This window comes from Aliihoeflea sp. 40Bstr573 (assembly GCF_024105655.1).
Taxonomy (GTDB): Bacteria; Pseudomonadota; Alphaproteobacteria; order Rhizobiales; family Rhizobiaceae; genus Aliihoeflea.
On record NZ_JAAAMH010000004.1, the window covers coordinates 106,755 to 127,840 of the forward strand.

Genomic DNA, 21,086 nt, shown 5'->3' on the forward strand with positions numbered 1-21,086 from the left:
GCAGAATGCCGCCATTTGCAGGCCGCGCAACCCTGAATATCAGGACAGCTGGAGCGTCTTCGCCAGGGCCTCGAGCTGGTCCGCACAAATGCCCCAGCCTTCGTGGAAACCCATCTTCTCGTGGTTCTGCTTGTCCTCTTCCCGCCAATGGCGCGCGCGCGCCGTGTAGCGCGTGCGACCATCCTCGTCGGCGAAGGTGATGATGCCGGTAAAGAACGGCTTTTGCGAGGGCACCCAGCCTTCCGTATAGGCGTCGGTGAAGACGATCTTCTCGTTCTTCACGATCTCCAGATAGACACCCTCATTGGGATACTCGTTGCCGTCCGGGTCGCGCATGACGATGAAGGACCGCCCGCCGGGGCGCGGGTCGACCTCGGCCTTGGCGATCGTCCACGGCGCCGGCACGAACCATTTCGGCAGCAGTTCGGCATCGGTCCAGCAGCGGAAGAGCTTGTCGCGCGGTGCATCGAGAAGTCGGGTGAGAACGAGTTCGTGCTCCGTCTCTGCCTTGGGTTCCGGGGTCATCGTGATCTCCTTTGTCAGGTCTGATCCAAGAACGATCCGCAGGCGCGCGAACCGACATCGGGCACGCGAAAACGAGCGGGTCTATGCCTGCATCCGGTCGAGATGGCGGCGGATATGGGCGGCTTCGGCCGGATTGCGTGCCAGCGCGATGGCGCGGTCGAACGCCTCGCGTGCCTCGCGGCAGCGTTCGAGTTCGAGGAGCAGTCCGCCGCGAAGGGCATGATAGTTGAAATAGCCCGAGAGCCGGTCGCCGAGCGGCTCGATCAGGTCGAGTGCGGCCTGCGGCCCTTGCACCTTGGCAAGCGCGACGGCGCGGTTGAGCGTGACGACCGGCGAGGGTTCCACGTGCTCCAGCATCCGGTAGAGCAGTTCGATCTCCGTCCAGTCGGTCTCGTCGGCGGTTTTCGCCCGGGCATGGAGCGCGGCGATGGCGGCCTGGATCTGGTAGCTGCCCGGCTGGCGGTGACGGAACGCCTTGTCGACCAGCGCCAGCCCCTCGCCGATCATCTTGGCGTTCCAGCGCGCGCGGTCCTGGTCGTCGAGAAGGATGATCTCTCCCTCAGCATCGATCCGCGCGGCGGAACGCGAATGCTGCAGCAGCATCAGCGCGAGAAGAGCCATGATCTCCGGCTCGGTCGGGAAGATGCGCAGGAGCAGCCGGCCGAGACGGATCGCCTCCTCGCACAGGACCGGCGCAGCCTCGCTTGCGCCCGGGCGGGACGAATAGCCCTCGTTGAAGACGAGATAGATCATCGCGGCGACCGCGCCGGCGCGTTCCGACCGCGCGATGGCGTCCGGCGCCTCGAACTGGCGGCCGGATGCGGCGATCTTCGCCTTGGCGCGGGTGATGCGCTGCTCCATCGCCGCTTCCGACACGAGGAAGGCGCGCGCGATCTGCGGCACGGTCAGGCCGGAGACGATACGCAGCGCGAGCGCCACCTGATGCTCGGCCGGCAGCGCCGGGTCAGAGCACACGAAGAGCAGGCGCAGGATGTCGTCGCGATAGTCGGCGCCGTCCAGCCGCTCGGCGAGCGGCGTCTCGACATCGTCGAGGTCCGACAGTACCGGCTCGTCCGGCAGCGCCACGAGGCGCTTCTCGCGGCGCACCGCGTCGATGCCGACATTGCGCCCGACGAAGATCAGCCACGCGGCCGGATCGCGCGGGGCGCCATTCCTCGGCCAGTTCTTCAGCGCCTTCAGGCACGCCTCCTGAAACGCTTCTTCCGCCCGGTCGAGATCGCGGAAATACCGCAAGAGCGCGCCGACCGTCTGCGGACGGGCGGCGGATAGCAGCGTTTCGAGGGCGCGCGCGTCGGTCATGAAGCGTGCTTTTCCCTGTCGCGGTCACGCACGTAGCCGACCGGACGGATTTCATAGGAGCCGCCGCCGGGATTGGCTTCGGCCAGATCCTTCGAAAAGGCCAGCGCCTGGTCGAGACTGTCGAAATCGACGAGGTAGAATCCGAGGAACTGTTCTTTCGTCTCGGCGAACGGGCCGTCGATGACGAGCGGTTCGCCGCTCGCCTTGCGCAGGGTCGTCGCAGCCGAAGTCGGCAGGAGGCGTGCGACCGGGCCGAGCTGGCCGGCACGTTCGACCGGCTGCAGCACGGCGTCGAGACGCGCCATGACGGCGTCGTCCTCCTCCTTGGTCCATTGGCCGACCGTGTCTTCGTTGTTGTAGCAAAGAATGGCGTAGAGCATGTCTGCCTCGCGAGCTTGATGGAACGACGAACGAACACAGCCGTAGCCGACAGATTCCGCTGCGGCAATTTCGAAAGAATCAATGGCCCGCGCAGACAAAAACCCCGCCGGCAGGACCGGCGGGGTTTTTGAGCACGTCTTGAAGACGTCGTTTACGAAGCGGCTTCTTCCGAAGCAGCCTCGGCAGCCGGTGCGTTGGCGGCCTCGGCGGCAGCAGCTTCGTCGGCTGCCTTCTTGGCGGCCGCGTCTTCCTCGGCCTTCTTCTGCGCGGCAACGCGCTCCTGGGCCTTCTGGCCCGGCTCGGCCTTCTTCGGGTTGTTGCGGACTTCGCGCTTGGCGATGCCGGCCTGGTCGAGGAAGCGCAGCACGCGGTCGGTCGGCTGGGCGCCGTGGTCGAGCCAATGCTGGATGCGCTCGTTGTTGAGCTTCACGCGCTCGCCATCCTTGGGCAGCGTCGGGTTCCAGGAGCCGACCTGCTCGATGAAGCGGCCGTCGCGCGGCGCGCGGACGTCGGCGATGACGACGTGGTAGTAGGGGCGCTTCTTGGAGCCAGCGCGGGACAGACGAATCTTCAGTGCCATTTCAGTTCTCCTGGAAAAGTTCGGTTCTTATGCGTTTTCATGTTTCTCAGAGGCGAGCGCCTCGTGATGGCGGATGACCTCGCGGACGATGAAGTTCAAAAACTTCTCCGCGAAATCGGGGTCGAGATTGGCGTCGTCGGCAAGCCGGCGCAGCCGTTCGATCTGGGTCTTCTCGCGGGCCGGGTCGGCCGGCGGCAGGCCGTGCTCGGCCTTCAGCTTGCCGACGGCCTGCGTGCAGCGAAAGCGCTCCGCGAGCATGTGAATCAGCGCTGCATCGATATTGTCGATCGAGGCGCGGTAGCCGGCGAGGAGATCGCGTGCGCGCTGGGTGTCGTCTTGCATCATCGTCTCCTCACTTCTTCTTCGGCAGGCCCGGAAGGCTGCCGAAACCAGGCAATCCGCCCCCTTGGCCGCCACCGCCGAGGCCGGGCAATCCACCCGGCAACCCCTTGCCGAGGCCAGAGGCCTGAACCTGTTTCTGCAGCGCTTCGAGCTGTTTGGGGTCCATCTTGGAAAGGTCCGGCATGCCGCCGCCGAGACCGCCCATCCCGCCCATGCCTCCAAGCCCCATCTTGGATGCCATGCCGCCCATGAGGCCGCGCATCATGCCGCCGCCCTTGCCCTTGCCGCCCATGGCTTTCATCATGTCGGCCATCTGGCGATGCATCTTGAGAAGCTTGTTGATCGCGGCGGCATCGGTGCCCGAGCCGGCGGCGATGCGCTTCTTGCGCGAATGCTTCAAGAGGTCGGGGTTGGAGCGCTCGGCCCTGGTCATCGACTGGATGATGGCGATCTGGCGCGCAAAGGTCTTGTCGTCGAAGCCGGCGGTCGCGATCTGGTCCTTCATCTTCCCCATGCCCGGCATCATGCCCATGATCCCGCCCATGCCGCCCATCTTCTGCATCTGGCGGAGCTGGTCGGCGAGGTCGTCGAGGTCGAACTTGCCGGCCTGCATCTTCTTGGCCATCGCCTGCGCCTTTTCGGCGTCGATGGTCTCGGATGCGCGCTCGACGAGGGAGACGATGTCGCCCATGCCCAAAATGCGGTCGGCGATGCGCTTGGGATAGAACTCCTCCAGCGCGTCCATCTTCTCGCCGGTGCCGATCAGCTTGATCGGCTTGCCGGTGACGGCGCGCATCGAAAGGGCGGCGCCGCCGCGTCCGTCGCCGTCCATGCGGGTCAGGACGAGGCCGGTGATGCCCACGCGGGAATCGAAGTTCTGCGCCAGGTTGACCGCGTCCTGGCCAGTCAGCGAATCCGCGACCAGCAGGATTTCGTGGGGCTTGGCGACGGCCTTGATCTCGGCCATCTCCGCCATCAGCGGCTCGTCGATATGCGTACGGCCGGCGGTGTCGAGGATGACGACGTCATGGCCGCCGAGACGCGCTGCCTGCACCGCGCGCCTGGCGATGTCGACCGGCGACTGGCCGGCGATGATCGGCAGCGTGGCGACCTGCGTCTGCTCGCCGAGCTGGCGAAGCTGCTCCTGCGCGGCCGGGCGGCGCGTGTCGAGCGACGCCATCAGGATCTTCTTGCCCTGGCGGGCGGTCAGCCGCTTGGCGATCTTGGCCGAGGTCGTGGTCTTGCCCGAGCCCTGCAGGCCGACCATCATCACGACGACCGGCGCAGGCGCGTTGAGATCGATGGTCGCGCCTTCCGCGCCCAGCATCTCGACCAGCTCGTCATGAACGATCTTGACGACCATCTGGCCGGGCTTGATCGACTTCAGCACTTCAGCGCCGACGGCCTTTGCCTTGACCTTGTCGGTGAAGGAGCGGACGACCTCGAGTGCGACGTCGGCCTCGATCAGCGCGCGGCGAACCTCGCGCAGCGCCGCCGAGACATCTGCCTCGGAGAGCGCGCCGCGGCCCGTCAGGCCGTTCAGGATGGAGCCAAGCCGCTCCTGAAGTGATTCAAACATCCGCCGTCCTTTTGTCTCGTGCCCTGTCGCCCGAGAGGTAATGCGTGCCGCGCCGAAACCCAACAGCCCAAAGCAGAACGACACCCGGGGGCGCTCAGCGCTGCCGGGTGTTGACCTCCAGGATCGGCCTCTTCAAAGGTTGAAAAGCGCCCTGGTCGGCTGCTCGGAGTTGTCACTCGTCGCGGAAACTGGCGGCCTTTGACCGCAAAAATGCAGCGGAGTCAAGGCAAGCGCTCTCTCCATCGTGATGCACACCCCATGGACGGGCGCTCCATCTGGGCTAGCATGGCCAGGACGTCCATCGACGAAGGAGGACAGCCATGCAACGTTCCGCCGCAATCAAGGCCGCGATAACCGGCATGCTTTTCGCCGTGACGGTCGCCGTTCCGGCGCTCGCCCACCATGGCTGGTCGTGGGCCGAGGAAGAGTTTTCGGAGCTGACGGGAACGGTGCGCTCCGTCTTCGTCGGCAACCCGCATGCGCGCATCGAGCTCGAAGTCGATGGCGAAGTCTGGACCGTCGAACTGGCGCCTCCCGCCGCCACTGAGCGCGCGGGCTTCACGGAAGAGGCCGTGGCGAGCGGTGATGAGGCGACGGTGGTCGGACACCGCTCGCGCGATGCCAACGAACGGACCTTCAAGGCCGTGCGCGTCATCGTTGGAGACGAGAGCTACGATGTCTATCCGCGCAGGCTGCCGCCGGCCTGACGGGTGGAGTTTTTCGCCGCACTGGAGACCCTGGCGCCGATCGAGGCGCTCAAGGTATCGTTCTACGTCTATCCCGTCGTCAACGGCCTGCATATCCTGTCGATCGGCACGCTCGTCGTCTCGGTGCTGCTCCTCGACCTGCGCATTCTCGGCGCCTTTGCCAGCCTGCCGGAAGCGGCGGCAGCACGGGTTTTCCGTCGCCTCGCCTTCATCGGCTTTGGCGGCGCGGTCGCCACCGGCGTGCCGATGTTCGCGATCCAGGCAACCACCTATGTCGCGAACCCTGCCTTCCGCATCAAGATGGCGCTGCTGCTCCTGGCCGGGTTCAACGCAGCGCTCTTCGCCATCTGGCCTGCGCAGACGGCACGGCGCGGGCTCGCCACGCCCTCCCTCGCTTTGTGGCTCGGCGTCCTCTTTGCAGGCCGGTTCATCGGCTTCGTCGAATAGGCATTGCGCTCGCTCTGGTTGATTGTAGGCTCAACTGCTGGACGGCGGAGTGATGGACGATGGGTCGGGTCTTGATTGCGCTGCACATTTTTGTCGCCGCGACCGCCTCGGTCGGGGCGCAAGAAACGTCGTCAATCGAGGTCGATGCCGGCCGGTCCGTCGTCGTCGAGGATGCGATCTCGGGGTATGATTATCTGGACTTCACGGTCGACACTGCGGCCGGTGACGTCTTGGCCGTCATATTGGCGGCAACCGATCTTTCCACCTATTTCAACGTCATGTCGCCGAACGTCGACGAAGCCATCTTCAACGGCTCCATCGAGGGCGACAGTTTCGCCGGAACGGTGGACACGGCCGGCCTGCAGACGATCCGCGTCTATATGATGCGCAACGCAGCACGGCGTGGCGAGACAAGCCGCTTTGCTCTGGCGATCGGAAGGCCTGGAACTGGGGGCGTCGATGGGATGGACGCGCTGGTCGCCGGCTCTCCGTTTCATGCGACGGCGCAAATCGACTGCGGCGCGACCGGCGAGCGCAGATGCCCGGCCGGCGTGGTGCGGGGTGCCGCCGGAAAGACAGCGATCTTCGTAACGAATCCAGATACCGGCATTCGCCACTGGATCGACCTCGATCAGGGAACGATCGATGGGCCGGCCGCCCGCACGAGGCAAGAAGGCGACACGTTGCATGTGACACTCGGCGATGCGGAGTATCGGATTCCGCAGGCATTCGTGACCGGCGACTGACCGCACATGGACTTCATGCGCCTGCTCAAATCGCTCGAGGAACTGCTTTACGAGCTTGTTTCCTGGATCGTGTTCTATCCGCTGACGATGTGGCACGCGCTGCGCCATCCGCTCGAGGCCATGCGCTATTCGGAAGCGGAACTCGGGGACGCGCCTGAAGATCAATACAGCGACAAGCTCAGTCCGCCGATCTTCCTGCTGCTGACTTTGCTTATCGCCCATGCCATCGAACTGGCGCTGGTTCCAGCGCAACCGGCGCTTCCCGTCTTCCTCGCCGACGAACGCAATCTTCTCATGTTCCGCGCGCTGATGTTCAGCCTCTATCCGCTCACCATCGCGGTGACGATTGTACGGGTAAGGGCGGCGCGGCTGGATCGGGAGACGCTGCGCAGGCCGTTCTACAGCCAGTGTTACGTGGCCGCACCGTTCGTACTCGGCCTCGATATCGGCGTGATCATCGTGCGGCTCGGTGACAAAACCGGCATCGTGATTGGCCTCATCGTTGCAATTGCGGCCTGCCTTTGGCTCTTCACGGTCGAAATCCTGTGGTTCCACCGCAAATTGCGTCTGTCCTATCTTCGGGCATCGGCCAGCGTTGCCTTCGCCTTCGCTGTCGCCACGGTGCTCATCATATGCGTTGCCCTGGCAATCGATTCCATCACGTCCTGAAACGAAAAACGCCACCCCGGCAAGCCGGGACGGCGTCGTGTCACAAAGCAGATTCGCTTTTTACCAGGGACGGACCCAGCCTTCAATCACGGTTTGCTTGTCTCGATGATTGCCACCCATGACGGCGCCGAAATAGGCGGCGGAGGCGGAGATGAGCAGCGAAGCGGCGGTGATGAAGGCGGCGATCATGCCGATGCGGCGGGCCTGGTCGGCGGTCTCGCGAGCGGTGGCCTCCAACTCCTGCGCCTGTGCCCAAATCTCGTCGACGCGGGCCTGCGCTTCGGCCTCTTCGACACCGGTGCGCGCGGCAACGACGTTGGCAAGATAGGCACGGTCGCTCTCGGCAAGCTCGCCCTCGGCGACGGCCGTCACGAGGATGCGGCCGACTTCATCGCGCAATTCGCCGTTTGCCGTATCGGTCGCAGTACCCGGACGCAGCAGGCGGTCGGTCAACAGTGTGTTCGGGTCGATTTCCTCGACCAGCGTGGCGGCGCCCGACGCCGCGCCGCCAACAGCGTTTCCGACGGCGTTGGTTGCGGTTCCGAGCACGGCGGAGGCACTCGAAAAGGCCATGATGGCCCCGACCAGCACGCCCAGGCCCCACACCAGAAGGCCATGCGAGCCATCGCGAATATCAGATTCATCCTCGGTCGCGTCATAGTTGCGGCGGCGCAGGCGACCGGTCAGGTAGCCGCCCGCCATGAAGGACGAGACTTGTACCCAAAGCAGCCAGAGCGCCGCGGCGATGGCAAAGCCGACGAGAGACATGCCAGAACCTTCATAGGCCGAACTGAAAGTCAGCCCGAGCGCGGAGCCGAAGGCGAGCAGGACGAAGGAGATCGCCGAGGCGAGCACTGTTCCGCCGATGATGGCCGCCCAGTCGACATAGGACCTCTCGTCGCCGGTCGCGATTGCGGTCGCGCCGACAGGCGGCGTCGGCGCCGCGCCATAGTTTGGATTCATGGGACGTCTCCGGGTGGGCGCTTAGCGCAGGCCAAGAAGGGACAGAAGGAAGAGAACGACCACGACGAGGCCGACGAGATAGATGATGCCGTGCATTTTGGGCTCCCAGGCATTTCAGTTTCTACGGAAACAACACGCGGATGTGATCTTCGTTCCCCTTCGCGCCACATAATCGCCATCACTCATCCGGCGCGCGCGGTGATCGGCTGCGTCGTGGTGATCATCGCCTTGTCCTCGTCCATGTGAAGGTAGAGCGGATCGAAGAGCGCGAACTCCTCCAGCCCGTCCGGATCGAGAAGCGTCAGGACCTGACCATCAAAGGCGATCAGTCCGCGCTTGCGCAGATCCTGCAGCACCCGGTTGACGTGCACGACCGAAAGCCCCGTCGTCTCGGCAAGGTCCGTCTGGCGCAGCGGCAGCGCAACCTTGTGTCCCTCCACCAGATCGACGAAGCGTGCCCGGTGATAGATCTCGCAGAAGAGATGCGCCATGCGCTCTGCCGCTGTACGCTGTCCCATACTCAAGAGCCATTCGCGGCTGATGGATTCCTCCACCAGCGTCGCCCACCAGAGCGCCCGCATGATGCGCGGATAGCGGTCGGTGATGGCCATGATGCGGGATTCCGAGATGACGCGCACCGCGACCGGCGTTAGCGCCGCGATCGAATGATCCATGCGCTTGAGGACGAAGACGCGAAGGTCGCAGATGTCGCCCGCCAGAAAATAGCCGAGGATCTGCCGCCGCCCGTCGGACAGCGCCTTGTAGCGGATCGCGTATCCCTCGACGATCAGGTTGACCCCTGTCGGGTTGTCGCCCTCGCGAATGATGTCCTGACGTGGGCTGACCATTACCGGCAGATCGGAAAGGCTCGCGAGCGCCTTGCGCTCCTCGTCGGTGAATTGCGTGAAATGTTCGAGCTTGCGGATAAGCGCGTCCATGGTCGGTCTCCGAAATGGCTCGTGTATCGCAAGTCGCTAAAACGTGCGTGCGCTGAAAAGGTTCGTTTGCCGACAGGGCGGTGCAGGCACGGATGATGCGGGGATTGTGGTTGGGACTGTGACCGTCAAGCCACTCACCGTTGGGACTTCGGCCTATGTTTGGCAAACCGCCGAATAGTTGAATATTGACTAACAAATGTGAAAGCCGAGCATTTCCGACTTCGCTAAGGCGGAAAGGTTTCCTGTGCACCTACGCTGCAGGGCCTTAATTCGTTGCGGCCGGATCTCATTTTGCTCGATGCTTTTCTTTTGAAATTGGGCCGTCGGGGCCATGATGGAGAGCCGATCGCTCGGCTTTCGCAGCTGGGTTTGCGTGATCGCCAGTTCGGCCAGGACCAGGATCTGACGCGGGAAGGCGACCGCTCCCCCAACGTGACGCTTCTGACGGACGGACTTGCCGCCCGCTACAAGCTCCTGTCGTCCGGTCGTCGCCAGATCACCACGCTCCTCGTCCCCGGCGATTTCCTCGACCTGTCGAGCTTCCTCGTGCCACGCCGCGATTTCGGCGTCGTCGCGGTCACCGCCTGCCGCGCCGTCACCATTGACAACGAGCAGCTGCGCCGCATCTGCGAGGCCGATCGTGCCGCGAGCTACCTCTTGTGGACGGAGACCTGCATCGAAGCGGCCATCCAGCGCGAATGGCTCGTCTCCATGGGCCGGCGCTCGGCCAAGGGCCAGATGGCGCATCTTTTCTGCGAATTGATGGTGCGCCTGGCTGCGGTCGGGCGAAGCGAGGCATCAGCGTTTCACCTGCCGCTGACGCAGAACGAACTTGCCGACGTGCTGGGCATGTCGCCGGTCCACGTCAATCGCATTCTCAAGGAATTGCGGCGCGACGGCGTCATTGCCTGGCTGAACTATCGGATCGAAATCCTGGATTGGCAGGGCCTGGCGGATGTCGCGGAGTTCAACCCCGCCTATCTGGGCCTGCAATCGGTCGTCCCCGTCAGCAAGCCGGTTGCCGCGCACGCGCAGGACGCCACTGCGGCGCCGGCTCAGACCGTCAAGTAATCAGCCATAGCTTGGCGCCTTGGTGGCGCTGGTCGAAGGCAGATGGGAATCGGCCTCGACCGAGGCGCGGGCATCCGTCTCGCCCATCTCGTCAAGCAGGCGCGCGCGCGCCCGATTGAGCCGGCTCTTGATCGTTCCCATGGCGCAGCCGCAGATCTCGGCCGCCTCCTCATACGAGACGCCGAGCACGCCGATCAGCATGATCACCTCGCGCTGCTGTTCCGGCAGCCTTGCCAGCGCTTCGCGGATCTCATGCCCCCGCGCCGACCATTCCTGCGTGGCAAGGACGGCCGGTCGGCTGGCGGCGTCGTCGGCGAGCGCCGGCGCCTCGCGGCTGCTCTTGCGAATCTTGGTGTAGAAGCTGTTGCGCATGATCGTGAACAGCCACGATTTCATCGCCGTTCCCGGCTGGAACTGATGGATGTTGCCGATCGCCTTGGTCAGCGTTTCCTGAACGAGATCGTCCGCATCGTTGACGTCGCGATGGAATGTCCGCGCGAAGGCACGCAGCGCCGGAATAAGGCTCACGACCTCGCTGCGTGGCAGATCCGAAATTGACGCATCCGACGATCGGTCAAGTTCACCAACCGTTGTCGGCATTCGCTGGCTCCGTATGATCAAATGCTTGCAGAAGCTTTTCGTGGCAGAGCGCCGCGCGCGCGGGACCCACAATCAGGAATGATTCAGCGGGGCAATCGTTCCCGCCGGCGAGGGAATTTTCGGTCGCCTGCGCAACCTTCGGCTCTGGCAAAATGCGGGGCGCCTACGTAAGCTCCGCCGCGTTCAGGGAGGACGATCGTGACTTCACCATTTCGACCGCTGATGGCCATCTACCGCGACTGGCTTGAGGAAACGCGCGGACTGACCTTTGCCGACTACCAGGCGATGTGGGAATGGTCGACGAGCGACCTCGATGCGTTCTGGCAGTCGATCTGGGAGCATGATGGCGTTCAGTCCCCGACGCCTCATTCGGCGGTGCTGGCAGAAGATCGGATGCCCGGCGCCGTCTGGTTTCCCGGCGCGACCTTGAACTACGCCCATCAGGTTTTTCGCCACGCCCAAGCGGCCGATGCCGCCGGGCAGCCGGCAATCGTCGCCGAGGACGAGCGCGGCAATCGCGCCGAAATCTCCTGGGCCGAGTTGAAGCGGCGCACGGCATCGCTCGCCGCGACCTTGCGCGAAATGGGCGTCGGCAAGGGGGACCGGGTCGCCGCCTACCTGCCCAACGTGCCCGAGACCGTCGTCGCCTTTCTGGCGACAGCGTCCATCGGCGCAATCTGGAGCGTGTGCGCCCCAGACATGGGCACCCGCGCGGTGATCGACCGGTTCCTTCAGATCGAGCCGAAAGTGCTGATCGCCGCCGACGGCGTCTTCTATGCCGGCCGCGCGCTCGACCGCTCGGGCGAGATCGAGGAAATCCGCGCCGCGTTGCCGAGCCGGCCGAAACTGATCCTGAAGGAAAGCGGCCACGCTTCCTCGAAACTGCCGCACGACCTGTCTCTTGAAGATGCACTGGCGCGCAGCGATGGCGAAACGGAGGCTTTCGAGCCCCAGTTCCTCCCTTTCGACCATCCGCTGTGGATCGTCTATTCGTCCGGCACCACGGGCAAGCCGAAGGCGCTGGTTCACAGCCACGGCGGAATCGTGATGGCCGTCTATGCAGCCCTCAAGCATCTCGACATCGGCCCGAGCTATGCGCCGAATTCGCTTGGCGAGCGCTTCCACTGGTATTCCAGCACCGGCTGGATCATGTGGAACTGCCAGGTCAACGGCCTTCTCGGCGGCACCACGATCTGCCTCTTTGACGGTTCGCCGAGCGGAGCCAAGGACGCGCCCGACTGGGGGACGCTCTGGCGCTTCGTCTCCGGCAACCGCGTGACCATATTCGGCGCCGGCGCGGCCTATTTCGGCAATTGCATGAAAGCGGGCGTTGACCCTGCCGCGCAAGGCGATCTTTCCGCTGTGCGCGCGCTCGGTTCCACCGGCTCGCCGCTGCCGGAAGCCGTCCAGAACTGGGGCACGGAGGCCTTCGCGCGCATGGGCCGTCCGGGCATCTGGTGGTCCAACATTTCCGGCGGCACCGACATTTGCGGCCTCTGGATCGCGGGCAACCGCGAGCTGCCGCTGGTCCCGGGCCGGATGCAGTGCCGCCAGCTCGGCGCACGGGTAGAAGCCTGGAACGAGAACGGCGAGAGCCTGATCGGAGAGGTCGGCGATCTCGTCTGCGCGCGCCCCTTCCCGTCCATGCCCGTGTTCCTCTGGGGCGACCCGGACGGCAAGCGCTATCTCGATTCCTATTTCGACATGTTCCCCGGCATCTGGCGCCATGGCGACTGGCTGTCGATCGGTGAGGATGGCAGTTGTGTCATCTATGGCCGCTCCGACGCGACCATCAACCGGCATGGACTACGCATCGGCACCAGCGAAATCTATTCCGCTGTGGAGGACCTGCCGGAAATCCTCGATTCCATGCTGATCGACCTCGAATATCTCGGCCGGCCGAGCGAGATGCTGCTGTTCGTCGTCCCGCGCCCGGGCGAAGCGGTCGATCCGACACGGATCAAGGCGGCCATCCGCCAGGCGGTCTCGCCGCGTTTCGTGCCTGATCGCATCCTCGAGGCGCCAGCCATTCCGCGCACGCTGTCGGGCAAGAAGCAGGAGGTCCCGATCCGCCGGCTCTTCCTCGGCCATCCGATCGAAAAGATCATTTCGCGCGAAACGATGGCGAACCCCGAATGCCTGGATTTCTATGTGCGCGAAGCCGGCGCTCACCTGGAGGACGCACGCAGGGCCAGCTGAGCGGCGACGCGACAAAGCAAAATTCTTTGTGAACGCCCACGGAACCGGGCAGGGGATCACACGTTCTTCCGGCCAGAGCATCCAACTGCCATCTGGCAGCGTCCTGACCGGAAGGCCGATATTATGACCTCGAACGCCCGCCTCGCGAAAATCGCAGCTCTTGCCATGGCTTCCGCAATCGCGGTGCCTGCCATTGCCGGTGCGGTGGTTCTGCCCGATCTCGGGCCCATCCCGATGGCGCGCCCGGCATCGGTTGCCACGGTCGCCGCCCCAATGCCGGTCGTCCGCGAAGTCATCCAGATTTCCGCCACCGCCCAGGAACTGCCCGACGCTCGCCGTAACGTGCGCGTCGTGGGCGGCAAGTTCCTGCCCGATGCGAGTGAAGAGATCGATTTCGCAGCAACCCAGAAGGATTCCGCCGCAGTGGGCTATGCCGAATGGCTGGTCATGACCACGGTCCAGCGCATGTTCGAGACCGCGGACGAGGACCGTACGCTACAGGTCGCGTCCAACGAAGTGCAATAGCGCCTAGAGGACTTCGATCTTCACCCGGGCAACGCCCTGGTCGATCATTCCGACCGCCTGCGCCGCACCGCGCGAAAGATCGATGACGCGCTTGCCGACGAATGGCCCGCGGTCGTTGATCCGGACGACCACGGCCTTGCCATTCCGCTCGTTTGTCACGCGGACCTTGGTGCCGAACGGCAACGTCTTGTGCGCAGCGGTCAGCTCGTTCATGTCGTAGCGTTCGCCATTGGCGGTCGTGCGGCCGTGGAACTGTCCGCCATACCAGGAAGCCGAACCCGTGATCGTCTGCAGAGCCTCGATCTTGTCGTTGGCCAGAGCAGGGCTCTGGGCGGAAAATCCTGACGCCAATGCGAGGATGGATGCAGTCATCACGGCCCGTGCCGCCTTGGAATGGAACATTTCTTGAAGATCCCGGTTAATCGTTTTTTTACTGTTGCGGTTTCACGGGGGTGTGAACTGACGGCCGGGTTTGACGACACCTTGGAGCATATTGGGCGATTCCAAGACCATTTCCGGGCAGCCCGACGATTGATCGCGCCGCTTCCGTTGCGGCATATGTTCCGGGTTTCTCCATGACTGTCCGCGCTCGCGAAACCGGCGCCCACCGCGGTATTCTGCGGGATGCGGGCCGCGCCGTCGGTGGCGCGCTCATCTTTTCGCTGCCCATGCTGATGACGATGGAAATGTGGCAGCTCGCCTATACGATAGAGGGCTGGCGGCTCGCATTGCTGCTGGCCGTCGCCGTGCCGCTCCTCGTCGGTCTTTCGCATGTCATCGGTTTCGAAGAGCGCCGAACGCTAAGGGAATCGGCGATGGACGCGTCCTTCGCCTTCGGTATCGCCGCCTTTACCAGCCTGGTCGTTCTGACGATCCTCGGGGTGCTTGCGCCCGGCATGTCGGGCGACGAGATCGCCGGCAAGATCGCCATTCAGTCTGTACCGGCCGCGATCGGCGCGCTGCTCGCGCGCAGCCAGCTGAAAAGCAGCGATGACGACGACGCACTCGGGGATCGCAAGGAAACCTACGCGGGCGAGCTGTTCTTGATGGCGGTCGGGGCGCTCTTTCTCGGCTTCAACCTGGCGCCGACCGAGGAGATGATCCTGATTTCCTACCAGATGAGCAAGTGGCACGCGATCGTGCTGGTTGCGATCTCGATCGCAGCGATGCACGGGTTCGTCTTCGCGGTCGAGTTCAAGGGCGGCAGCGAACTGTCGGAAGACACGCCCTGGTGGAGTGCCCTCTTCCGCTTCACGCTGCCCGGATACGCGATCGCGGCGCTGATCGCGCTGTTCATGCTGTGGGTGTTCGGCCGCACCGACGGCCTGGCTCCGGAAATGGTGGTCATGGCGATGGTCGTGCTGGCCTTCCCTGCCGCGATCGGCGCCGCTGCCGCGCGGCTGATCCTGTGAGGAACGCATGAGCGACGACGAGGAATCCGGGCGCTATCCCGTCAACCGGGCCCAGCACCCTGCCGAATGGATCATCGGCGCGGCCTCCGCGATCGGCCTCCTCGCGCTGATCGGTTACCTGGCCGTCACGGCGCTTGCCGAAACCGACGGCCCGCCTGTTTTCGAGCCGACGGTCGACGAAGTGTTCGCTGCCGAAGGCGTCTGGCATGCGCGCATCACCCTTCGAAACTCCGGCGACAGGACCGCCGCCGATGTCGTTCTCCAGGGCACGGCTGGCGGCGGCGAGGCGAGCGAGGTCACGTTCGATTACGTGCCGGCCGGTTCGACGCGCCAAAGCGCCCTTTTGTTCGACGCCGAGCCGTCCGGGCTGGAACTGTCGGTCCGCTCCTATACCGATCCCTGATCTGCTGCGGCGGCGGAACAAGTGGCCGGGTTTGGCTGTTGTCTGGCAGATCGCGCGATGCGCGCCGTCCCCGAAGGAGAGACAGTCCCGATGATCCGATTGATGCTCATGGCGCTAGGCGCCTATACGCTTTACCGCATGTATGTACCGCTCGAGGGCGAGGGCGGCTCGCGCGAACTTTTGCCAGACATGCGCGCTGGTCAGGATCGTGCCACACGCCGCGTCCGTGCTGCCGGAGACCAGTCGTGACGAAACTCGTCTACGAGGTGGTGGAGCATGACGGCGGCTGGGCCTACAAGCTCGGCGACGTCTTCTCCGAGACCTTCCCGACCCACGACGCCGCGCGCTCCGCGGCCGATAGGGCAGCCGCCGAGCAGCAACTCGGCGGCGACGACCAGGCCATCGAATATCAGGACCGCGACGGCGTCTGGCACGAGGAGCAGGCGCGCGGCGGCGACCGGCCGCAGGTCGAGGTCAAGGACGGCAACTAGCTCCTGGGAAACGACCGGCTGAGATAGGCTGACTCCGCCGCACCGAAGCGCCATTCCAGATCGACCGCCTTTGAAATCCCAATGCGCCGGCCTGCTACGAGTGCGGGCCGGCTTTTTCGCGCGAGCGCGCCGTGCAGCGGTCTGCCGTTCCAGTCAATGTCGACGCCGAGCGCCTGCGCAAGCCGTCCCGGCCCGGCGCACAAGAGCCGCTCGGCCTCCAGCCCGCGCCTTGCGCGCATCAGGTCGATGCCCGACATCGGTTCAAGCGCGCGCAAAAGCACCGCGTTTCCTGGCGTGCACACAACGTTGAGGCACCAGTGCAGCCCGTAGGAGCGGTAGACATAGGCCGTGCCCGGAAAGCCGAACATCGGTGCGTTGCGCGGCGTCGGCCCGCGAAAGCTGTGCGAGGCCGGGTCGTCATGGGCATAGGCTTCCGTCTCCACGATCAGCCCGCTCGTGCCTTCTGCGTGGAGTTCCATGCCAATCAGGTCGCGCGCGACCTCGACCGGATGTCTGTCGAAGAACGACCCCGCGATCCCGTCACACATTCAGCGGCGGATCGTTCTGTTCGTCCGGGTTCGGATCGGGCGTTTCGTCGGGCAACCGGTCGGGTTCGGGCTCCTCGATCGGTGGCGGGGACGGCGTCGGCGGCAGGTCGCGGCCGGGCTCGTTCGGCTGGCGCGGATCAGGGCTGGTCAAGGGCATGGCAAGTCTCCTTGCCCCTCCAACCATGCGCCGCGCCAACCGTTCCCGCCCGCAGCGTCAACCGACGGCGAAATCGTAGATCAGCTTGACGGCGAGGACGGTCAGGAGCGCAAGGATCGCCCGGTCGAAGGCCTGTTTCGAAAAGCGCTTCGCCAGCGCGGCGCCCACTGGCATGAAGGCGAGGATCGGGAACATTGCCAGGAAGGAAAGCGCGAGCCCCTGCCAGGTCAGGAGCCCCAGGACGCCCATCATCGGAACCTGCGTGGCGGTCATCACGGCGAAAAAGATCGACACGGTCGAGATGAAATGCGTGCGCGTCAGCCCCATCGCGTTGAGGAAGGTAAGCGATACCGGCGCAGACAGTCCGCCCGAGCCCTGCAGCAGCCCCGCGACCGCGCCGGCGGGAACCGCAAGCCGCGTCGCAAGTTCCCGGCCGAGCAGGAGGTCGGGCCGAGCGAGCCGAGCGCCGATATAGAGCAGCACCGCAAGCGCGACGATCAGCAGGAGTACCCGCGGCGAGAACGCCGCCAGCATCACGGTCCCGCCTATGACGCCCGCAGCTCCCGCCAGCGAGAAGGCCACGACGAAGCTGTTTGGCAGGCGGTCGCCGCGAAACTGCCAGGCCTGCCAGACATTGGTGAGGAGGTTGGGCACGAGCATCGTCACGACGGCAACGCGCACGTCGAACATCATGGCAAGCGCGGGCACCGCCAGCACCGGCGCGCCGGCGCCCGTCGCCCCCTTGAGGACGCCGCCGGCGGCAAGGCAGAGGAATGCGATGGCGAGTTCGATCGTCAGGCTCATGTCCGCGTTGGCTACGCTTCATGGTCGCCCGCTGCAACGCAAATTCTTTCCATGTGAACAAAAAGGTTTGGGCCAGCCCTTTAAATCGGTGATAGCCAATCCATATATCGGATCAACCCGATATAAACGAGCCCCTGCCTCCCATGACGAATGCCGACCTGATCCTGAAGGCACTCTCGCATCCCGTCCGGCGTGACATGCTCGACTGGCTGAAGACGCCTGCAAAGCACTTCCCCGATCAGGAGCATCCGCTGGAGATGGGCGTGTGCGCCGGCCAGTTCGCGCGCTGCGGACTGTCGCAATCTTCCGTCTCGGCGCATCTGGCCGCCCTGTCCGAAGCGGGGCTGGTGACGCAGCGCCGGGTCGGTCAGTGGATATTCTACAAACGCGACGAGGCCGCGATCGCCGCCTTCCGCGCCTCTCTCGACACTCTCTAGAACCTCCCAAGAAGAAAGAAGGACTTTATGTCGAAACTCTTCGAACCCGTTCGCGTCGGCGACATCGACGTCGCCAATCGCATCGTCATGGCGCCGTTGACGCGCAACCGCTCGCCCAACGCCGTGCCGACCGACATGGCGGTCGAGTATTATCGCCAGCGCGCCTCGGCCGGCCTCCTCGTTACAGAGGCCACCGCCATCACCCATCAGGGCCAGGGCTACGCAGACGTGCCGGGCCTTTACGGTGCCGACCAGCTCGCCGCCTGGAAGAAGGTCACCGACGCCGTACATGCCGATGGCGGCAAGATCGTCGTCCAGCTCTGGCATGTCGGCCGCATCAGCCATTCGACGTTGCAGCCCGGCGGCGAAAAGCCTGTTGCCCCGTCGGCGATTCGCGCCAATGCCAAGACCTATCTGGTCAACGAAGACGGCTCCGGCGCCTTTGCCGACACGTCCGAACCCCGCGCGCTCGATACGGCGGAGCTGCCGGGCATCGTTGCCGCCTATGCCAAGGCTGCGAAGGCAGCGGTAGAGGAAGCCGGCTTCGACGGCGTCGAGATCCATGCCGCGAACGGATACCTGATCGACCAGTTCCTGCGTTCCGGCTCCAACAAGCGAACCGACGCCTATGGCGGCTCGATCGAGAACCGCGCACGCCTGCTGTTCGAGGTCGTCGATGCCGTTACCGCCGCGATCGGCGGTGGCCGCACGGGCATCCGCCTCTCGCCGGTTACGCCGGCGAACGACGCGTCCGATTCCGATCCGCAGCCACTCTTCGACCATGTCGCCGAGGGCCTCGGCAGATACGGGCTTGCCTATGTGCACGTCATCGAAGGGGCGACCGGCGGCGCGCGTGATCACAACCAGGGCGACAAGCCGTTCGACTGGGCGCAGTTCAAGTCCACCTATCGCAATGCCGGCGGCACCGGCGCATGGGTCGGCAACAACGGCTACGACCGCGACCTGGCCGAGAAGGCCGTGGCGGATGACCGAGTCGACCTTGTCGCCTTCGGCCGTCTCTTCATCGCCAATCCCGATCTCGTCGAGCGCTTCGAACAGGACGCGCCGCTCAACGAGCCCGACCGCGAGACCTTCTATGGCGGCGGCGCGAAGGGCTATGTCGACTATCCGTCGATGAACTGACCTTGTGAAAGGGCGGCGGCAACGCCGCCCTTTTCGCATCAGCGCGCGCCCAGCGCCTTCAACACGAAATCCGCGACGCCGGCGGCATAGACGTCGGCATTGACGCCGCGCCGGGCATATTTTGGCCGCTTCACATACCAGTCCTGCAGGAGCGGCTTGATCAGCGCGGCGGCGAAGTCGGGATCGGCGACCGTGAACTTCCCCTTCGCCACACCCTCGGCCAGCACTTTTGCAAAGATCGCCTCCGTCGCCGCCTCGCTGGCGATCGCCCGTTTGCGCGCGGGCGCGGGAAACGACTTCGCCTCCATATAGGCGAAGACGAAGAAGGGCTGCATCACCTCGCTGAGACACACATGCATGTCGATCAGCCATTCAAGATGGGCGACCGGATCGGCGCGGATATCACTCGGAGCGCCTTCGAGCAGCGCTTCGGCCGCCGACGACACCTCGCCGAGGATCATGACGAGCAGAGTGTCCTTGCCGTCGAAATATGAATAGAGCCCGCCCATCGACAGGCCCGCGGCCGCGGCGAGGTCGCGCAGCGACATTGCCTGGAACCCCTGCCGGTTCGACAGTTTCAAGGTCGCCTCGATGATCTTCGACAGTTTCGCGACGGCGATGTGCGGCTTTTGCGTGCGGATATGGTCGCGATTGCGCTCGAGGATACGCGCAGCTGCGGCTTGGAGCGAATAGTCGCCATAAGGCGCCAGGCGTTTTTCCGGCGACACGAGTGAACCCTTCCAGCGCTGTTGGAACGAAGTCTTTGCGCAGCAGGACGAAGGCGGCGACCCTGCATTGCCAATCTGCCATGGATCCGATAATAAATCGAGCGCTCGCTCGATTATTGAGGATTTTTCGATGGATTTCCACATCCCGGCCCGCACCGAGGACTATCGCCGCCGCATCGCGGCTTTCGTCGAAGCGCACGTCCTGCCGCTCGAGGCTGACCGCGCCAATTACGACGCCCATGAGAACATCCGCATCGACGTACTCGACAAGGTTCGCGAGAAGGCGCGGGCCGAAGGCCTGTGGTGCCTGCAGTTGAAGAAGGAAACCGGCGGGCAGGAACTCGGCCGCATGGGCATGGCGGTCTGCTACGAAGCGATGAACCGCTCGATCTTCGGCCCTGCCGTCTTCAATTCCGCCGCGCCGGACGACGGCAACATGATGGTGCTGGAAGCCGTTGGCACGCCCTACCAGAAGGAGCGCTGGCTGCAGCCGATCGTCGAGGGCAAGGTGCGCTCCGCCTTCGCCATGACCGAGCCGGCGCCCGGCTCCGGCTCCGATCCCTCGATGATGCAGACTCGGGCCGAAAAGCGCGGCGACACATACGTCATCTCCGGGCGCAAATGGTTCATCACCGGCGCGGAGGAGGCGCAGCATTTCATCTTGATGGCGCGCACGTCGAACGATCCGCGAAAGGGGCTGACGGCCTTCCTGTTCGCCCGTGACCAGCCGGGCTGGAAGATCGAGCGCCGCATCGACATCATGGGTCCCGAAGAGCATGGCGGCCATTGCGAACTGTCTTTCGACGGCCTCGAAATACCGGCCCGCGACGTGATGATGAACGAGGGCGACGGGCTGAAAGTCACCCAGATCCGGCTCGGGCCGGCGCGGCTGACGCACTGCATGCGCTGGCTTGGCCTGTCCAAGCGCTGCGTCGAGATCGCGACCGAATATGCAGGCCGCCGTGAAGGCTTCGGCCAGCGCCTTGCCGATCGCGAGAGCGTGCAGTTGATGCTGGGCGATCTGGCGATGAAGATCGAGATCGCGCGGCTTCTGGTCATGAAGGCCGCATGGGCGCTCGACCAGGGCTCGTTCGCCCGCAAGGAGGTATCGATGGCGAAGATCCAGGTCGCCAACGTTCTCCATCAGGCGGCCGACACCGCGCTGCAGATCAACGGCGCGCGCGGATATTCCAAGGACACCGTGATCGAGTGGATCTACCGCTATGCGCGCCAGGCCCGCCTGGTCGACGGCGCCGACGAGGTCCACAAGATGGTCCTGAACCGGCATCTGAACGAGGAAGGCGCCGACTTCTGGCGCTGGCCGGTCGAGGCCTGATCCACAAGCCTCAAGTCGACAAGAAGGCCCGGCAT

The 21,086-nt window shown here is 64.6% G+C and carries 28 protein-coding genes; 14 read left to right on the forward strand and 14 right to left on the reverse strand.

All coding sequences use genetic code 11. From position 1 onward, the window contains the following. Positions 1–39 precede the first annotated feature (39 nt). From GTK01_RS07125 to ffh, 6 genes are all read right to left on the reverse strand, one after another. Positions 40–525 (reverse strand): SRPBCC family protein, encoded by a 486-nt coding sequence (locus tag GTK01_RS07125; protein WP_252925180.1) that lies wholly within the window; start codon positions 523–525, stop codon positions 40–42. Positions 526–606: 81 nt separating this feature from the next. Beyond that, positions 607–1,845: an RNA polymerase sigma factor gene (locus tag GTK01_RS07130; RefSeq protein WP_252925181.1), complete on the reverse strand. Its 1,239-nt coding sequence runs from the start codon at positions 1,843–1,845 to the stop codon at positions 607–609. Then, entirely contained in the window at positions 1,842–2,225 is a 384-nt protein-coding gene (locus tag GTK01_RS07135) for a YciI family protein (RefSeq protein WP_252925182.1), read from the reverse strand. The genes GTK01_RS07130 and GTK01_RS07135 overlap by 4 nt, the downstream gene beginning before the upstream one ends. Before the next feature lie 152 nt (positions 2,226–2,377). Beyond that, complete coding sequence (rpsP, locus tag GTK01_RS07140) at positions 2,378–2,806, reverse strand: 30S ribosomal protein S16 (RefSeq protein ID WP_252925183.1); 429 nt, start codon at positions 2,804–2,806, stop codon at positions 2,378–2,380. Between the two features lie 27 nt (positions 2,807–2,833). Beyond that, positions 2,834–3,148 carry a chorismate mutase gene (locus GTK01_RS07145; RefSeq protein ID WP_252925184.1) on the reverse strand — a complete coding sequence of 105 codons (315 nt, stop codon included), beginning with the start codon at positions 3,146–3,148 and terminating at the stop codon, positions 2,834–2,836. A gap of 10 nt (positions 3,149–3,158) precedes the next feature. Further along, entirely contained in the window at positions 3,159–4,727 is a 1,569-nt protein-coding gene (gene ffh, locus GTK01_RS07150; RefSeq protein ID WP_252925185.1) for a signal recognition particle protein, read from the reverse strand. 320 nt (positions 4,728–5,047) lie between these two features. Here ffh and GTK01_RS07155 point away from each other — a divergent pair, with 320 nt between their 5' ends. The 4 genes from GTK01_RS07155 to GTK01_RS07170 all read left to right on the forward strand — a co-directional run bounded on the left by GTK01_RS07155 (position 5,048) and on the right by GTK01_RS07170 (position 7,296). Then, a complete protein-coding gene (locus tag GTK01_RS07155; RefSeq protein ID WP_252925186.1) occupies positions 5,048–5,434 on the forward strand; it encodes a DUF6152 family protein in 387 nt (128 codons plus the stop codon). Positions 5,435–5,437: 3 nt separating this feature from the next. After that, positions 5,438–5,881, forward strand: coding sequence for a hypothetical protein (locus GTK01_RS07160; RefSeq protein ID WP_252925187.1), 444 nt, complete (start codon positions 5,438–5,440; stop codon positions 5,879–5,881). A 59-nt stretch (positions 5,882–5,940) separates the two neighbouring features. Then, complete coding sequence (locus GTK01_RS07165) at positions 5,941–6,627, forward strand: hypothetical protein (protein ID WP_252925188.1); 687 nt, start codon at positions 5,941–5,943, stop codon at positions 6,625–6,627. 69 nt (positions 6,628–6,696) lie between these two features. Then, positions 6,697–7,296, forward strand: a complete 600-nt coding sequence (locus GTK01_RS07170; protein ID WP_252925189.1) for a permease — start codon at positions 6,697–6,699, stop codon at positions 7,294–7,296. A 60-nt stretch (positions 7,297–7,356) separates the two neighbouring features. Here GTK01_RS07170 and GTK01_RS07175 read toward each other — a convergent pair whose 3' ends face one another. Beyond that, entirely contained in the window at positions 7,357–8,259 is a 903-nt protein-coding gene (locus GTK01_RS07175) for a hypothetical protein (RefSeq protein ID WP_252925190.1), read from the reverse strand. Positions 8,260–8,441: 182 nt separating this feature from the next. After that, on the reverse strand, positions 8,442–9,197 hold the full coding sequence (locus tag GTK01_RS07180) for a Crp/Fnr family transcriptional regulator (protein ID WP_252925191.1): 756 nt from the start codon (positions 9,195–9,197) through the stop codon (positions 8,442–8,444). 369 nt (positions 9,198–9,566) lie between these two features. Here GTK01_RS07180 and GTK01_RS07185 point away from each other — a divergent pair, with 369 nt between their 5' ends. Next, the gene (locus tag GTK01_RS07185; RefSeq protein WP_252925192.1) at positions 9,567–10,268 is read left to right on the forward strand and encodes a Crp/Fnr family transcriptional regulator; all 702 of its coding nucleotides are present in this window, start codon (positions 9,567–9,569) and stop codon (positions 10,266–10,268) included. Here the strand turns inward: GTK01_RS07185 and GTK01_RS07190 are convergent, their stop codons facing one another. Continuing rightward, the gene (locus tag GTK01_RS07190; protein WP_252925193.1) at positions 10,269–10,868 is read right to left on the reverse strand and encodes a sigma-70 family RNA polymerase sigma factor; all 600 of its coding nucleotides are present in this window, start codon (positions 10,866–10,868) and stop codon (positions 10,269–10,271) included. A 198-nt stretch (positions 10,869–11,066) separates the two neighbouring features. Between GTK01_RS07190 and GTK01_RS07195 the strand changes: the two genes are divergently transcribed. Both GTK01_RS07195 and GTK01_RS07200 read left to right on the forward strand, forming a co-directional pair. Beyond that, a complete protein-coding gene (locus tag GTK01_RS07195) occupies positions 11,067–13,067 on the forward strand; it encodes an acetoacetate--CoA ligase (RefSeq protein ID WP_252925194.1) in 2,001 nt (666 codons plus the stop codon). Between the two features lie 165 nt (positions 13,068–13,232). After that, complete coding sequence (locus tag GTK01_RS07200; protein ID WP_252925195.1) at positions 13,233–13,592, forward strand: hypothetical protein; 360 nt, start codon at positions 13,233–13,235, stop codon at positions 13,590–13,592. 3 nt (positions 13,593–13,595) lie between these two features. Here GTK01_RS07200 and GTK01_RS07205 read toward each other — a convergent pair whose 3' ends face one another. Next, positions 13,596–13,994 carry a septal ring lytic transglycosylase RlpA family protein gene (locus GTK01_RS07205; RefSeq protein ID WP_252925196.1) on the reverse strand — a complete coding sequence of 133 codons (399 nt, stop codon included), beginning with the start codon at positions 13,992–13,994 and terminating at the stop codon, positions 13,596–13,598. Positions 13,995–14,167: 173 nt separating this feature from the next. Between GTK01_RS07205 and GTK01_RS07210 the strand changes: the two genes are divergently transcribed. From GTK01_RS07210 to GTK01_RS07225, 4 genes are all read left to right on the forward strand, one after another. After that, complete coding sequence (locus GTK01_RS07210) at positions 14,168–15,004, forward strand: TIGR02587 family membrane protein (RefSeq protein ID WP_252925197.1); 837 nt, start codon at positions 14,168–14,170, stop codon at positions 15,002–15,004. A gap of 7 nt (positions 15,005–15,011) precedes the next feature. Continuing rightward, positions 15,012–15,407 carry a hypothetical protein gene (locus tag GTK01_RS07215; protein WP_252925198.1) on the forward strand — a complete coding sequence of 132 codons (396 nt, stop codon included), beginning with the start codon at positions 15,012–15,014 and terminating at the stop codon, positions 15,405–15,407. Positions 15,408–15,497: 90 nt separating this feature from the next. After that, positions 15,498–15,656 (forward strand): hypothetical protein, encoded by a 159-nt coding sequence (locus GTK01_RS07220; protein WP_252925199.1) that lies wholly within the window; start codon positions 15,498–15,500, stop codon positions 15,654–15,656. After that, positions 15,653–15,898 (forward strand): DUF2188 domain-containing protein, encoded by a 246-nt coding sequence (locus tag GTK01_RS07225; RefSeq protein ID WP_252925200.1) that lies wholly within the window; start codon positions 15,653–15,655, stop codon positions 15,896–15,898. Before GTK01_RS07220 ends, GTK01_RS07225 begins: the two co-directional genes overlap by 4 nt. On the opposite strand, the gene GTK01_RS07230 is transcribed toward GTK01_RS07225, so the two are convergent. The 3 genes from GTK01_RS07230 to GTK01_RS07240 are packed head-to-tail and all read right to left on the reverse strand — an operon-like array spanning position 15,895 to position 17,407. After that, positions 15,895–16,446 carry a DNA-3-methyladenine glycosylase gene (locus GTK01_RS07230; RefSeq protein ID WP_252925201.1) on the reverse strand — a complete coding sequence of 184 codons (552 nt, stop codon included), beginning with the start codon at positions 16,444–16,446 and terminating at the stop codon, positions 15,895–15,897. The genes GTK01_RS07225 and GTK01_RS07230 overlap by 4 nt on opposite strands. Continuing rightward, positions 16,439–16,603, reverse strand: a complete 165-nt coding sequence (locus GTK01_RS07235) for a hypothetical protein (protein WP_252925202.1) — start codon at positions 16,601–16,603, stop codon at positions 16,439–16,441. The genes GTK01_RS07230 and GTK01_RS07235 overlap by 8 nt, the downstream gene beginning before the upstream one ends. A gap of 57 nt (positions 16,604–16,660) precedes the next feature. Then, positions 16,661–17,407 carry a sulfite exporter TauE/SafE family protein gene (locus GTK01_RS07240; RefSeq protein ID WP_252925203.1) on the reverse strand — a complete coding sequence of 249 codons (747 nt, stop codon included), beginning with the start codon at positions 17,405–17,407 and terminating at the stop codon, positions 16,661–16,663. Between the two features lie 143 nt (positions 17,408–17,550). Here GTK01_RS07240 and GTK01_RS07245 point away from each other — a divergent pair, with 143 nt between their 5' ends. Both GTK01_RS07245 and GTK01_RS07250 read left to right on the forward strand, forming a co-directional pair. Beyond that, a complete protein-coding gene (locus GTK01_RS07245) occupies positions 17,551–17,844 on the forward strand; it encodes a helix-turn-helix transcriptional regulator (RefSeq protein WP_252925204.1) in 294 nt (97 codons plus the stop codon). Positions 17,845–17,871: 27 nt separating this feature from the next. Continuing rightward, on the forward strand, positions 17,872–18,987 hold the full coding sequence (locus tag GTK01_RS07250) for an alkene reductase (RefSeq protein WP_252925205.1): 1,116 nt from the start codon (positions 17,872–17,874) through the stop codon (positions 18,985–18,987). Between the two features lie 38 nt (positions 18,988–19,025). Here the strand turns inward: GTK01_RS07250 and GTK01_RS07255 are convergent, their stop codons facing one another. After that, positions 19,026–19,715, reverse strand: a complete 690-nt coding sequence (locus GTK01_RS07255) for a TetR family transcriptional regulator (protein ID WP_252925206.1) — start codon at positions 19,713–19,715, stop codon at positions 19,026–19,028. A gap of 130 nt (positions 19,716–19,845) precedes the next feature. Between GTK01_RS07255 and GTK01_RS07260 the strand changes: the two genes are divergently transcribed. Then, on the forward strand, positions 19,846–21,051 hold the full coding sequence (locus GTK01_RS07260) for an acyl-CoA dehydrogenase family protein (protein ID WP_252925207.1): 1,206 nt from the start codon (positions 19,846–19,848) through the stop codon (positions 21,049–21,051). The last annotated feature ends 35 nt before the right edge of the window (positions 21,052–21,086 follow it).

What these genes read in the sequence shown, in the direction of transcription:
- GTK01_RS07125 (WP_252925180.1), bottom strand. Translation starts at nt 525, where the DNA reads ATGACCCCGGAACCCAAGGCAGAGACGGAGCACGAACTCGTTCTCACC.
- GTK01_RS07130 (WP_252925181.1), bottom strand. Translation starts at nt 1,845, where the DNA reads ATGACCGACGCGCGCGCCCTCGAAACGCTGCTATCCGCCGCCCGTCCG.
- GTK01_RS07135 (WP_252925182.1), bottom strand. Translation starts at nt 2,225, where the DNA reads ATGCTCTACGCCATTCTTTGCTACAACAACGAAGACACGGTCGGCCAA.
- rpsP (WP_252925183.1), bottom strand. Translation starts at nt 2,806, where the DNA reads ATGGCACTGAAGATTCGTCTGTCCCGCGCTGGCTCCAAGAAGCGCCCC.
- GTK01_RS07145 (WP_252925184.1), bottom strand. Translation starts at nt 3,148, where the DNA reads ATGCAAGACGACACCCAGCGCGCACGCGATCTCCTCGCCGGCTACCGC.
- ffh (WP_252925185.1), bottom strand. Translation starts at nt 4,727, where the DNA reads ATGTTTGAATCACTTCAGGAGCGGCTTGGCTCCATCCTGAACGGCCTG.
- GTK01_RS07155 (WP_252925186.1), top strand. Translation starts at nt 5,048, where the DNA reads ATGCAACGTTCCGCCGCAATCAAGGCCGCGATAACCGGCATGCTTTTC.
- GTK01_RS07165 (WP_252925188.1), top strand. Translation starts at nt 5,941, where the DNA reads ATGGGTCGGGTCTTGATTGCGCTGCACATTTTTGTCGCCGCGACCGCC.
- GTK01_RS07175 (WP_252925190.1), bottom strand. Translation starts at nt 8,259, where the DNA reads ATGAATCCAAACTATGGCGCGGCGCCGACGCCGCCTGTCGGCGCGACC.
- GTK01_RS07180 (WP_252925191.1), bottom strand. Translation starts at nt 9,197, where the DNA reads ATGGACGCGCTTATCCGCAAGCTCGAACATTTCACGCAATTCACCGAC.
- GTK01_RS07190 (WP_252925193.1), bottom strand. Translation starts at nt 10,868, where the DNA reads ATGCCGACAACGGTTGGTGAACTTGACCGATCGTCGGATGCGTCAATT.
- GTK01_RS07200 (WP_252925195.1), top strand. Translation starts at nt 13,233, where the DNA reads ATGGCTTCCGCAATCGCGGTGCCTGCCATTGCCGGTGCGGTGGTTCTG.
- GTK01_RS07205 (WP_252925196.1), bottom strand. Translation starts at nt 13,994, where the DNA reads ATGTTCCATTCCAAGGCGGCACGGGCCGTGATGACTGCATCCATCCTC.
- GTK01_RS07210 (WP_252925197.1), top strand. Translation starts at nt 14,168, where the DNA reads ATGACTGTCCGCGCTCGCGAAACCGGCGCCCACCGCGGTATTCTGCGG.
- GTK01_RS07215 (WP_252925198.1), top strand. Translation starts at nt 15,012, where the DNA reads ATGAGCGACGACGAGGAATCCGGGCGCTATCCCGTCAACCGGGCCCAG.
- GTK01_RS07220 (WP_252925199.1), top strand. Translation starts at nt 15,498, where the DNA reads ATGATCCGATTGATGCTCATGGCGCTAGGCGCCTATACGCTTTACCGC.
- GTK01_RS07230 (WP_252925201.1), bottom strand. Translation starts at nt 16,446, where the DNA reads ATGTGTGACGGGATCGCGGGGTCGTTCTTCGACAGACATCCGGTCGAG.
- GTK01_RS07235 (WP_252925202.1), bottom strand. Translation starts at nt 16,603, where the DNA reads ATGCCCTTGACCAGCCCTGATCCGCGCCAGCCGAACGAGCCCGGCCGC.
- GTK01_RS07240 (WP_252925203.1), bottom strand. Translation starts at nt 17,407, where the DNA reads ATGAGCCTGACGATCGAACTCGCCATCGCATTCCTCTGCCTTGCCGCC.
- GTK01_RS07245 (WP_252925204.1), top strand. Translation starts at nt 17,551, where the DNA reads ATGACGAATGCCGACCTGATCCTGAAGGCACTCTCGCATCCCGTCCGG.
- GTK01_RS07250 (WP_252925205.1), top strand. Translation starts at nt 17,872, where the DNA reads ATGTCGAAACTCTTCGAACCCGTTCGCGTCGGCGACATCGACGTCGCC.
- GTK01_RS07260 (WP_252925207.1), top strand. Translation starts at nt 19,846, where the DNA reads ATGGATTTCCACATCCCGGCCCGCACCGAGGACTATCGCCGCCGCATC.